The organism is Rhodoblastus sp. (assembly GCF_052145335.1).
GTDB lineage: Bacteria > Pseudomonadota > Alphaproteobacteria > Rhizobiales > Beijerinckiaceae > Rhodoblastus.
In genome coordinates this window covers 1-11,918 of sequence record NZ_JBKQOU010000185.1, presented here as the reverse complement: position 1 = coordinate 11,918, position 11,918 = coordinate 1, and the positions used below count along the sequence as shown (strand labels likewise).

Below are 11,918 nucleotides of genomic sequence, written 5' to 3'. Positions count from 1 at the left end.
ATTCGCCCTGCACGCCGATGACGAAGTTGTTGATCTGGTAGTTATAGCCAACGAAGCCGCCGCCAATCACGCCATTGTTGGTGCTGTTGTGGCTGAAGGTGTAGGGGTAGCCGGGAACCCAGAGGTTCGCGTTGCCCCAGGAGCCGCCGATGTCGAGACCGCCGTAGAAGCCGGTCCAGCTGAAGATCGGAGGGGGGGCGACATAGACCGGGGCTTCCTTGCGGGAAGGAAGATCGGCCGCGAAGGCCTGACCGGCGAGCGCCGCAAGGGCGACAGTGGAAAGAAGAAAATGACGCATAGGAGAAGCTCCTGTTTGGCACGGTTTGAAACTTTGCACTTGGCAGGAGATTACCCAAAAACGCGGTACTGGCACAGGATTCAGATCAAGGGAATTCGAGTTTGTCCGCAGGTGTTGCAGAAATGCTTCGTCGAATTTGAGGCAAATCCTGCAGCGGATTATGCTGAATGAGACACAAGTATTTGATATAATAGCTAATCTTGAAATAAGGAATCGCCATGGCGCCGGTTTTAAAGGGCGCTTCGGCAGGAACCTGATATTCTGTCAAGAAAAAAAAGAACGAGGTCCGATCAACTGTTTGTTATCGCAGCCGCTTCTCAATAGGTCGGGCGAGACGCCCTGCGGCAAGTGGGCCTTTCCGGGCGCGGACGGGCGGGGGTCATTCCGCCAACGCCTGCTTGTGGCCGGAAAGCGCCGCGCCGGCGTTCGGCCGCAGGCGCATGAAGATCAACGCCGAGGAGGCGGTGATCGCCGCGACGGCGAAAAAGGCCGGCGGGAAATCCTTGGCGCCGATATGGCCGTCTAGAGAGAAGCTGCGCGTGGCCTCGACCACGGCGGCGGCGATGGAGACGCCCGACGAAAGCGATAATTGCTGTACGACGGCGGAAAAGCTGGTGGCCTTGCTCATGGCGGCATGGTCGATATCGGCATAGCCCAGGGCGTTCAGGGCGGTGAATTGCAGCGAGCGGAAAAAGCCGCCGGCGAACAGCACGGCAAGCAGGATCGCCTGTGGGGTATCAGGCCGAAACAAGCCGTTGGCCGCTAGAAACACTGCGCTGATAAGACAATTGAACACCAGGGTGTTCTTGAAGCCGAAACGCTGCAGCGCCCTCGCGGCAGTGGCTTTCATCACCAGCGCGCCGGCGGTTGCGACGAAAGTGGTCAGTCCCGACTGGAAGGGTGTCATGCCGAAGCCGAGCTGCAGCAACAAAGGCAGCAGGAAGGGCGTGGCGCCGACGCCGATGCGGAACAGGAAACCGCCCAACAGGCTGGCGCGGAAAGTATCGATCCGCAGCAAGCGCAGATCGAGAATCGGATGGGAGGCGCGCAAGGCGTGCCCAATGTAGAGGCCCACGCAGATCAGGCCGAACAGGATCAGGCCGAGGTTGAAATGAAGGTCGATGAAGCCGCGCCCCAGCACCGTCAGCCCGAAAATCAGGCTGGACAGCCCGAAACCGCTGAGAAGGAATCCTCGGGCGTCGAAAGTGCTGATATTTTCCTCGCGGGTATCCGGAACATAAAGCGTCGCCAGTATCACGCCTAAAAGGCCGAATGGAACGTTGATCCAGAAATTCCAGCGCCAGTGCAGGTAGGTCGAGATGAAGCCTCCGAGCGGCGGTCCGAGAATCGGGCCGAGCAGCGCCGGAATGGTCAGGTAGGCCATGGCGCGCACGATCTGGCTGCGCTCGACCGAGCGGAACAGCACGAGGCGGCCGACCGGCGCCATCATCGCGCCGCCGCAACCCTGGAAGATGCGGGCGGCAACGAATTGCGGCAGGGTGCTCGACAAGCCGCACAAGATAGAACCGATGGTGAAAACGATAATCGCGGCGCGAAAAACCTTCCGGGCGCCGAAACGGTCGGCGACCCAGCCGGAAGCGGGAATGAACACTGCCTGCGCCAGCATGTAGGAGGTCATCGACAGTTTTAATGCGATCGGGTCCTGGTGGAGATCGGCGGCGATGGCGGGCAGCGAGGTGGCGACGATGGTCGAATCGAGCTGCTCCATGAACAGCGCGCAAGCGACGATCAGCGGCGTGAGAATGAACGGACGCAAAGCGCGGCTTTCGGCGGGCGGGACCGGCTTGGTTTAGCCTCTGGCGGTCGCGATTGGAACCTTTTAACGCGTCGCGGCGGTTTTGGCGCCACGCCGTGCATAAAAATTCAATGGCGCGGCGGATTTGTTTGAAACCTGCCATAGAAATGCTAAGAGCACACGCCAACTCGACGGAGCGCGGATCCTGCGCTCCACAACTTTTCCGCAGGACGTGTGAAGCGCCTTTTCGCCTCTCGTCTGAAGCGCCTTTGGAGCTGGCCATGAACCCGACCCCTCTGTTGACCGAAGCGTTGACGTTCGACGACGTGCTGCTGCGGCCCGGCCATTCGGAAGTCATGCCCTCCGGCGTTTCGATCAAGACCCGCCTCACCCGCAACATCGAGCTCAATCTGCCGATCATGTCCTCGGCGATGGATACGGTCACCGAGGCGCGGCTCGCCATCGCCATGGCGCAAGCGGGCGGAATCGGGGTCATCCACCGCAATCTCGAACCCGAGGAGCAGGCCGAGCAAGTGCGGCGCGTCAAGCGTTACGAGAGCGGCATGGTGGTCAATCCGATCACCATTTTCCCCGATGAAACCCTGGCCGACGCGCTCGACCTGATGAGCCGCCACTCCATTTCCGGTATTCCGGTGGTGGCGCGCGGCGCGGAAAACCGCGCCGGGAAGCTGGTCGGCATTCTGACCAACCGCGACGTGCGTTTCGCCGACGACCGGGCGCAGCCGGTGTCGGAACTGATGACCAAGAACCTGATCACCGTGCGCGAAGGGGTGACCAAGGACGAGGCGCGCCGCCTGTTGCACCAGCACCGCATCGAAAAGCTTCTGGTGGTGGATGAGGAGCACCGCTGTGTCGGCCTCATCACGGTCAAGGACATCGAAAAGGCGACCCTGCATCCCTCGGCCTGCAAGGACGAGGCGGGGCGGCTGCGCGTCGCCGCCGCTTCCACCGTCGGCGACAAGGGTTTTCTGCGCGCTGAAATGCTGATCGCCGCCGGCGTCGATTGCATCATCATCGATACCGCCCATGGCCATTCGCAATCCGTGCTCGACCAGGTCACGCGGGTGAAGCGCCTGTCGAATAATGTCGCGGTAATCGCCGGCAATATCGCCACCGCCGAAGGCGCCAAGGCGCTGATCGACGCCGGCGCCGACGGGATCAAGGTCGGCATCGGCCCCGGTTCGATCTGCACCACCCGCATCGTCGCAGGCGTCGGGGTGCCGCAGCTTACGGCGATTCTCGAAGCGGCCAGCGAAGCGCGCAAGGCTGGCGTCCCGGTGATCGGCGACGGCGGCATCAAATATTCCGGCGATTTCGCCAAGGCCATCGCCGCCGGGGCCGAATGCGTGATGATCGGCTCGCTGCTCGCCGGCACGGAAGAGGCGCCCGGCGAAGTATTTTTGTACCAGGGCCGCTCGTTCAAGGCTTATCGCGGCATGGGTTCGGTCGGCGCGATGGCGCGCGGCTCGGCGGATCGCTATTTCCAGCAGGACATCAAGGACGCCTTGAAACTGGTGCCGGAAGGCATCGAGGGGCAGGTTCCCTATCGTGGTCCGGTCGGGCCGATCCTGCACCAGCTTGCCGGCGGACTGCGCGCGGCGATGGGCTATGTCGGCGCCGCCGATATCGCGCAGTTCCAGCAGCGGGCGCGGTTCGTGCGCATCACCAACGCCGGCTTGCGCGAAAGCCATGTCCACGACGTGTCGATCACCCGCGAGAGCCCTAACTACCCCACGGGCCTGTGATTTTCGCGGGCGTCAGGCCTTGGCATGTACCCGCCGGCGCTGTGATTTGGGCCTGCGGGCCCGGACTGACGCGATCCCAGGCCTTTTCGTGGAAATAATAGACGAAGGGGCCGACGACGAAGCCGAAGGCCGTCAGCGCCGCCGCCTGGGCGAGGTCGCGGGTCACCACGAAATTGGCGGTGAAATCGGTCGTCGTCACGATGGCGCGGAAGGTGATGGTCTTGGCCAGGGCGCGATTGATCCTGATCTCGCCGTGACTTGCGAGCGGCGGATTTTCGCCGCGCCGCAGGCGCAACGGAAGCTTCACGTCGACGGCGGCGCCTGAGTTGATCCCGTGCCACAGCGCTTCATGGGCGAAGAAGAACAGCGGCCCGGCGACGAAGCCGTAAGCCGACAGCGCCGCCGAAGCCGCGATGTCGCCGATGATGAAATAATTCGAGGAAAAATCGAGACTGGTGGCGATCGCCCGAAAGGTGATGGTCTTGAAAATCGCCCGCTTGACCGGAAACTTGGCGGCGGCGGGCGACGCGGCGATTTCGCGCGAAAAGGCTGCGGAGCGCGCCGAAGTCATTGATCGGCGTGCGGCCTTGGGCTTTCGGCGCCACCCGGCAAGGGTTTTGCCAAAGGACCCGAGCAGGATTTTGGGCGCCAGCACGGCGGCCCCGCCGATCAGCAGGCCCGGGATCAGCGCCGCCTCGATCACGGCGGCGCCCGCAAGCACCGTCAAGGCCACCGTCACTGGTTTCATATCGGTTATTTCCTGACTGCGCCCGCTTACGGTCCTCGCGAGACCGTACAGGAGACGACGCCAGGTCGGCAACCCGGCCTTATTGCAAAAGCGAGCCCCGCTTTGCGGCTGAAAAAAGCCCGCCGCCGTTTGTAACGGCGGCGGGCTTTAAGGAATTGGTCAATTCAATAGTAGTAGCGATGGTAATAGTGGCGACGATAATACGGCCTGTGATAATAGTAATGGCGATAGTAATACCGATGATAATAAGGCCTGTGATAATAGTAGCGATGATAATAGTGGGGGTGATAGTAATAGTGATGATAATAATAAGGGCGGTAATAACGCCGATGATAATAATAACGACGATAATAGGCCGGAATCACGTCCTTCAGCGCGGGCGTCGCCACGGGCGCGACCAGGGCGGAAGCGGCGACGGGCGCGGATTGCGCCGAACCTGTCGCCCATAGGGTGGCAAAGCCTAGAACAAAGGACAAGCCAATCGACCGCAAAGCAAGCCGATGAAATTTACGCATTTGGAAGCCCCCTTCCAAACTGGAATCGATCAAAGCGTCGAAAACCGGCGCGAAACCGCTCACTCGTTCGACAGTCCAAGGACATAATCTGCGCCTGTGGGCGGGGCGGGGCAATTGGCAAATGGCTGGATCACGAAGTTTTTACGCAAGATTATGGCTGTATGCGGCCCCGTCGCCGCGTCGCGCCGATTTATCGTTCCTCGCGCTTGGCCCGAGCAATTTGCGCAGCGTTTGGGGATTGCGCCGAGGCGTCGTTCGTGAAACGACGGCGAACCTGACGACCTTTCCCGACGACCTTGGCGCGAAAAAAAGCGCCCAATCGAAAAGAACGCAATGCATCCCGCCGCCCGCATCGAATCCGCGATCGAAGTCCTCGACGATCTCGAAACGCGCCGCCGTCCCGCCGCCGACGCCCTCAAGGACTGGGGCCTGGCGCATCGCTTCGCGGGATCGAAGGACCGCGCCGCCATCGCCTCGCTGGTTTTCGACGCCTTGCGCCGCCGCGCCTCGGCAAGCTGGATCATGAAATCCGAAACGCCTCGTGCGAAAATGATCGGAGCGCTGTCGCTGGCTCGCTTGATGCCGGCGGAGGAAATCGACGCCCTCTTCAGCGGCGTCGGCCATGCGCCGCCGCCGCTCGGCGAAGAGGAACGGCGCAATCTGACCGCAGCGGATTTTTCCGGCGCGCCCGACTGGGTTGTCGGAGATTTTCCCGAATGGCTGGCGCCACATTTCGCCCGCGCTTTCGGCGAGGAGGCGGTCGAGGAGGGCAGGGCGCTCGCCGCCCGCGCGCCGCTCGACCTGCGCGTCAACGGGTTGAAAGCCAATCGCGCGGAAATGCTCGCCGAACTGGCGCATCTGTCGCCGCTCAGTTGCGTTTATGCGCCGCTCGGAATCCGCATCGCCCAGACCGGCGGCGCGCGTGGCCCGGCGCTCGCCGCCGAACCCGCTTATGTGCGCGGCCTGGTGGAAGTTCAAGACGAAGGCTCGCAGATCGCGGCGCGAATCGCCCGCGCCGCGCCGGGCGAACAGGTGCTCGACCTCTGCGCCGGCGGCGGCGGCAAGACCCTCGCCATGGCCGGCGACATGGACAATCGCGGCCAGATCTACGCCACCGATTCGGACGGGCGCCGGCTGACGCCGATTTTCGCGCGGCTGGAAAGGGCGGGGGCTCGCAATGTTCAGGTGCGCGCGCCGCGCGGGCCGCAAATGGATCCGGTCGCCGATCTCACCGGAGCCTGCGACCTCGTGCTCATCGATGCGCCCTGCACCGGGGTGGGGACCTGGCGGCGCAACCCCGACGCCAAATGGCGGATGCGGCCCGGCGCGCTGGAGCAAAGGATCAAGGCGCAGACCGAAATCCTGTCGCGCGCCGCGACTTTTGTGAAACCGGGCGGAAGGCTGGTTTACATAACCTGTTCGTTGCTCTGCGAGGAGAACGAGGACCGAGTGACGGATTTCCTCGTGCAACACGCGCAGTTTTCAGCCGAGCGTCCGGAAGAAAGCCTGCAAAAGGCTGGGCTGGCGGAACTATCCGGCGCGTCCTCGCCGCATGGCCCGGGTCTCAGGCTCAGCCCGGCGCGCCACGACGTCGACGGGTTTTACATGGCGGTGCTGCGGCGCGGCTGAACTTCCTCCCGGAGTTGCCGGGTATCCTCTATTTTGAACCCCGGCTGGAAATCATGCGCGGGCAGGGGCTGTTGGTCGGTCTCGAGTGAAAAAAGCTCGGCGATCCGAAGCGCCCGGCGTGGCGGCGGCATAAGCGCGAACTGGATCGGTCGAAAGTCGGTCATTCATTGCTCCCGCTGCACTGTCCTTGGGTTTATGCCTGCTGCGGATTGAAGCGCCGTTTGGGAAATCATTAAACTTCGGGTTTAAAAGCGTTAAGAATCGCGAAAAGGCGAATCGTCAGCTGAGCGGGCTCGTCCAATCGTCTTCATTTGCGCGCAATTCGGTTCTAATTCGCCACGCCTTCGTCAAAGCGCCCGCGCGCCCGGCCTCGAACAGGGACATCATGATTCATTGGGGCAAGAATCTGTTTCGCCAGTTTGGCCAACGATCCGGCGAAGCTTCGGGCGATTCCCACACAGCGGCGCCCTTCGGCGCCTACGAGCGCATGCTGGCCTTGCGCTACATGCGTTCGCGCCGCCATCGGTTCCTGCCGTCGGCCATCGCCGGCCTGTCGGTCACCGGCATCACCGTCGGGGTGATGGCGCTGATCGTGGTCATGTCGGTGATGAACGGCATGCGCGACGAGATGATGTCCAAGCTGATCGGCGTCAACGGCCATATTTTCCTGCAGCCGATCGATACGCCGATGACCGACTACAAGCAGTTGGCGGCGACGCTCGAAAAAGTCCCTGGCGTGACCATGGCCTTTCCGATGGTCGAATCGGCGGCCGGGATTTCCTCAGCCCAGAACCAGACCGGCGCCCTGGTGCGCGGCGTCACCGAGGCCGACATCAAAAGGCTGCCCGGCATCGTCGGCAATGTCAAAATGGGTACGCTCGACCAGTTCGACGAATCGGCCGGCGTGGCGCTCGGCCAGCGCATGGCGGAAAATCTCGGCGTGCAGGTCGGCGACAATGTCTCGATCCTGACGGCGCACGGCGCCCAGACCCCCTTCGGCGTCACGCCGCGTATAAAAGCCTATCCGGTGCGGGCGATCTTCTCGTCCGGCCTCTACGATTTCGACCAGTTGATCGTTTTCCTGCCGCTTGGCGAGGCGCAGGCCTTTTTCAACAAGGAGGGCGAGGCCAGCATCATCGAGGGTTTTGTCGAACATCCCGACGACATGGACGATATCCGCATGAAGATCGGCCAGGCCATCGAGCGGCCGAGCATCCTCACCGACTGGCGCCAGCGCTACAAAAGCTTCTTCGACGTTCTTCAGGTGGAGAGCGAGGCCATTTTCCTGATCCTGGCGATCATCGTCGCCGTCGCCTCGCTGCTGATCGTCCAGGGTCTGATCCTGCTGGTCAAGGACAAGGGGCGCGATATCGCCATCTTGCGCACCATGGGCGCGACGCGCGGCGCGATCCTGCGCATTTTCATCCTCACCGGCCTGTCGATCGGCGCCCTTGGCGATCTGCTCGGCATGAGCCTGGGCGTGCCGCTGGCGCACCATCTCGAAGACATTCGCGCCTTCGTCAATCGGGTCTTCAGCCTCAACCTGTTTCCCGCCGATATCTACCATCTGTCGCAATTGCCCTCGGCGCTCGACCCGCATGAAGTTTTCGGCGTGGCTTTGCTGACCATCGCCCTGTCTTTCCTCGCCACGCTTTATCCGGCCTGGCGGGCGGCGCGGCTCGATCCGGTGGAGGCCCTGCGTCATGAATGAGACGTTGAAACCGATCCTGACTCTTTCGCGCGTAGTGCGCCGCTACAAGGAAGGCGATGGCTTTCTCGAAATTCTTCGCGGCGCCGATGTGACGCTCTGGCCGGGGCAGGCTGTGGCTCTGGTGGCGCCTTCCGGGGCAGGCAAGTCGACCCTCCTGCACATCGCCGGCCTGCTGGAAAAGGCCGATGGCGGCGAAGTGGAGATCGACGGCCATCCGACCTCGACGATGAGCGATGCGCAGCGCACCGCGTTGCGTCGCGACAGAATCGGCTTCGTCTATCAGTTCCATCATCTGCTGCCGGAATTCACGGCGCTGGAAAATGTCATGACGCCGCAGATGATCGCCGGCCTGTCAAAAGTCGAGGCCAAGCGCCGCGCCGCCGAACTGCTGGATTACCTCGGCCTAGCCGCGCGAGTGACACACAGGCCCTCGCAGCTTTCCGGCGGCGAGCAACAGCGCGTGGCCATCGCCCGCGCCGTCGCCAATGCGCCCTCGTTGCTTCTCGCGGACGAGCCGACCGGCAATCTCGATCCCGAAACGGCGGATCGCGTCTTTGCCGCCATGATGTCGCTGGTCCGCGCCACCGGCCTCGCGGCGCTGTTCGCCACGCATAATCTCGATCTCGCGGCGCGGATGGACAGGCGGCTGACTTTGCGCAACGGCCTTCTGGTAGAGTTACAGTAAGATGACAACTTGCGGTTAGAGGCTTGGCTGCGAGCTTCAACTTCACACTGGCGCTTATCGGCAAGGTTCTAGGGATTGCGTATGTTCGCAGGCTTTCGCGGACGAATTCTTGTCCACAGCCATGCTTGCTGGTTATCCACAGGCTGCGTCTTCGTATTATGCTGAATTTAAATAGATTTTTGCTGCGGAAAAAAAAGATTGGGCCGAAAATGGCCCAGCGGAACATCAAGCGTACCTTTAGCGAACGAAATCAACGCGCCGGGCGCGCTTTCAGCCGCAAGAACGCAACATTGTTTTTCCCGCTGGCGGCTGTGGCGTCACATTGTTTATGCTTCGCTGTGATGAGTCGTTCGTGAAATCGTCGCAATTCCGACGCGTTGCGATCGAGGGCCGGGAGCGGGATCGATGATCGAAGAGACAATCGCCAAGGTCGGCTTCGTTCACCTGCATGTGCATACGTCGTTCTCGCTGCGCGAGGGTGCGCTCCCGGTCGGCAAGCTACTGAAGCTGGCGGTGGCCGACGTCATGCCGGCCTTGGCGGTCACCGATTCGAATAATCTTTTCGGCGCTCTGGAAATCTCGGAAAAATTCGCCAAAGACGGAGTGCAGCCGATCCCCGGCTGCCAGCTGACCGTGGATTTCGGCGATGCGGAGGCCCTTCGCACCCGAGGCGAGCTGCTGGTCCATGACGCTTCGCGCGGCAATATCGTGCTGCTGGCGCAGGACGAGCGCGGCTACGGCAATCTGATGCATCTGGTCTCGCAGGCCTGGCTGGAGATCGACGCAAGCGACACGCCGCATGTTTCGCTGGCGCAACTGGCGCAGGCGAGTGAAGGTCTGATCGCGCTCAGCGGCGGCCCGACCGGCCCGCTCGACCGTGCTTTCGCGCTCGACAAGGGCGAGGCCGCCCTCGCGCGGCTGGCGGCGCTGGAGCCCTTGTTTCCTCGCCGCTTCTATATCGAATTGCAGCGCCACGGGCTGGAAAGCGAGCAACTGGTCGAGCCGCGGCTGATCGACCTCGCCTATGAAAAAGAACTGCCGCTGGTGGCGACCAACGAGCCCTATTTCGCGGCTGTGTCCGATTACGAGGCGCATGACGCGCTGCTGTGCATCGCCGACGGCGCCGTGGTCAGCCAGGACGACCGCCGCCGCCTGACCCCGGAACACCGTTTCAAGACCCGCGCGGAAATGGTCGAGCTTTTCGCCGACCTGCCGGAGGCGACGCGCAACAGCGTCGAAATCGCCCTGCGCTGCGCCTACCGGCCGCTGACCCGCAAGCCAATCCTTCCCAATTTCACCCAGGGGACGGATGAGGCGGCGGAATTGCGGGCGCAGGCCATCGAAGGGCTGGCGGCGCGCCTCGCCGCCCATGGCCCTTCCGCCGGCCATAGCGAGGAGGATTACCGCAACAGGCTCGATTTCGAACTGACGATCATCGAACGGATGAAATTCCCCGGCTATTTCCTGATCGTCTCGGACTTCATCAAATGGGCCAAGTCGCAAGGAATTCCTGTCGGTCCAGGGCGCGGTTCCGGCGCAGGCTCGCTGGTCGCCTACGCCCTGACCATCACCGATCTCGATCCGATCCGCTTTTCCCTGCTGTTCGAGCGCTTTCTCAATCCCGAACGCGTCTCGATGCCGGATTTCGATATCGATTTCTGCCAAACCCGGCGCGACGAGGTGATCGCTTACGTCCGCCGCCGCTATGGCGAGGACAAGGTGGCGCAGATCATCACCTTCGGCTCTTTCCTCGCACGAGGTGTGCTGAGGAACGTCGGCCGGGTGCTGGAAATGCCGCTCGGCCTGGTCGACAAACTTGCCAAAATGGTGCCGCAGAACCCCGCCGCGCCGATGACGCTGAAACAGGCTATCGACAGCGAGGCCCGGTTGCAGGAGGCCGCCGAACAGGATTCGCGAATCAAGCAGCTGCTCGAAATCGCGCAGAAGCTGGAGGGGCTTTATTCCAACGCCTCGACCCATGCGGCGGGCATCGTCATCGGCGACCGGCCTCTCGACCAGTTGGTGCCGCTCTATCGCGATCCGAAATCCGACATGCCCGCGACCCAGTTCAACATGAAATGGGTGGAGCCGGCCGGCCTGGTCAAATTCGATTTTCTCGGCCTCAAAACCCTGACCACGCTTTCCACCTGCGCCGCCTTGGTCGCCCAGCGCGGCATCAAGATCGACCTGACCAAAATCCTGCTCGACGACCAGAAAACCTTCGACATGCTCGGTCGTGGCGAGACGGTCGGGGTGTTCCAGCTGGAAAGCGCCGGCATGCGCAAGGCGCTGTCGGAAATGCGCGCCGACCGCTTTGAGGACATCATCGCTCTGGTCGCGCTGTACCGGCCGGGCCCGATGGCCAATATACCGACCTATTGCGCGGTGAAACTCGGCGAGGAGGACGCTGATTACATCCACCCGAAAATCGAGCCGGTGCTCAAGGAGACTTTTGGCGTCATCATCTATCAGGAACAGGTGATGCAGATCGCGCAGATCCTGTCCGGCTATTCGCTCGGCGAGGCCGACATGCTGCGCCGCGCCATGGGCAAGAAGATCAAGGCGGAAATGGACGCGCAACGGGCGCGTTTCGTCGATGGCGCGGTAGAGCGCGGGCTTGAAAAAGCAATGGCCGACGAGATTTTCGACCTGCTGGCGAAATTCGCCGATTACGGCTTCAACAAGAGCCATGCGGCGGCCTATGCGCTGGTCGCCTACCAGACCGCCTGGTGCAAGGCCAATTACCCGGTCGAATTTTTGGCGGCCTCGATGACGCTCGACAAGAGCAACACCGACAAGCTGGCGGAATT

At 62.3% G+C, this 11,918-nt stretch carries 8 protein-coding genes and 1 pseudogene; 5 read left to right on the top strand and 4 right to left on the bottom strand.

Annotation, left to right across the window (positions count from 1 at the left end; translation table 11 throughout):
- Both ACLP2E_RS11815 and ACLP2E_RS11810 read right to left on the bottom strand, forming a co-directional pair.
- Positions 1-298 (bottom strand): annotated as a pseudogene (locus ACLP2E_RS11815) (porin family protein); the annotation flags it as partial.
- Between the two features lie 379 nt (positions 299-677).
- Positions 678-2,075 (bottom strand): DHA2 family efflux MFS transporter permease subunit, encoded by a 1,398-nt coding sequence (locus tag ACLP2E_RS11810; RefSeq protein ID WP_442466045.1) that lies wholly within the window; start codon positions 2,073-2,075, stop codon positions 678-680.
- 260 nt (positions 2,076-2,335) lie between these two features.
- Between ACLP2E_RS11810 and guaB the strand changes: the two genes are divergently transcribed.
- Positions 2,336-3,820 carry an IMP dehydrogenase gene (gene guaB, locus ACLP2E_RS11805; protein ID WP_442466044.1) on the top strand — a complete coding sequence of 495 codons (1,485 nt, stop codon included), beginning with the start codon at positions 2,336-2,338 and terminating at the stop codon, positions 3,818-3,820.
- Here guaB and ACLP2E_RS11800 read toward each other — a convergent pair.
- On the bottom strand, positions 3,798-4,568 hold the full coding sequence (locus ACLP2E_RS11800; protein WP_442466043.1) for a DUF2061 domain-containing protein: 771 nt from the start codon (positions 4,566-4,568) through the stop codon (positions 3,798-3,800). The genes guaB and ACLP2E_RS11800 overlap by 23 nt on opposite strands.
- A gap of 164 nt (positions 4,569-4,732) precedes the next feature.
- Entirely contained in the window at positions 4,733-5,083 is a 351-nt protein-coding gene (locus ACLP2E_RS11795) for a hypothetical protein (protein ID WP_442466042.1), read from the bottom strand.
- A 333-nt stretch (positions 5,084-5,416) separates the two neighbouring features.
- Here ACLP2E_RS11795 and ACLP2E_RS11790 point away from each other — a divergent pair, with 333 nt between their 5' ends.
- From ACLP2E_RS11790 to dnaE, 4 genes are all read left to right on the top strand, one after another.
- Complete coding sequence (locus ACLP2E_RS11790) at positions 5,417-6,712, top strand: RsmB/NOP family class I SAM-dependent RNA methyltransferase (RefSeq protein ID WP_442466041.1); 1,296 nt, start codon at positions 5,417-5,419, stop codon at positions 6,710-6,712.
- Between the two features lie 385 nt (positions 6,713-7,097).
- The gene (locus ACLP2E_RS11785; protein ID WP_442462805.1) at positions 7,098-8,423 is read left to right on the top strand and encodes a lipoprotein-releasing ABC transporter permease subunit; all 1,326 of its coding nucleotides are present in this window, start codon (positions 7,098-7,100) and stop codon (positions 8,421-8,423) included.
- Positions 8,416-9,108 carry an ABC transporter ATP-binding protein gene (locus ACLP2E_RS11780; protein WP_442462804.1) on the top strand — a complete coding sequence of 231 codons (693 nt, stop codon included), beginning with the start codon at positions 8,416-8,418 and terminating at the stop codon, positions 9,106-9,108. The genes ACLP2E_RS11785 and ACLP2E_RS11780 overlap by 8 nt, the downstream gene beginning before the upstream one ends.
- A 405-nt stretch (positions 9,109-9,513) precedes the next feature.
- Positions 9,514-11,918, top strand: a 2,405-nt coding sequence (gene dnaE / locus ACLP2E_RS11775; protein WP_442466040.1) for a DNA polymerase III subunit alpha, incomplete at its 3' end; no start/stop codon positions are given.

Bases quoted from the DNA above. Each gene is read 5' to 3' on its own strand.
- ACLP2E_RS11780 (WP_442462804.1), top strand. From the start codon at position 8,416: ATGAATGAGACGTTGAAACCGATCCTGACTCTTTCGCGCGTAGTGCGC.
- ACLP2E_RS11800 (WP_442466043.1), bottom strand. From the start codon at position 4,568: ATGAAACCAGTGACGGTGGCCTTGACGGTGCTTGCGGGCGCCGCCGTG.
- ACLP2E_RS11795 (WP_442466042.1), bottom strand. From the start codon at position 5,083: ATGCGTAAATTTCATCGGCTTGCTTTGCGGTCGATTGGCTTGTCCTTT.
- ACLP2E_RS11790 (WP_442466041.1), top strand. From the start codon at position 5,417: ATGCATCCCGCCGCCCGCATCGAATCCGCGATCGAAGTCCTCGACGAT.
- guaB (WP_442466044.1), top strand. From the start codon at position 2,336: ATGAACCCGACCCCTCTGTTGACCGAAGCGTTGACGTTCGACGACGTG.
- ACLP2E_RS11785 (WP_442462805.1), top strand. From the start codon at position 7,098: ATGATTCATTGGGGCAAGAATCTGTTTCGCCAGTTTGGCCAACGATCC.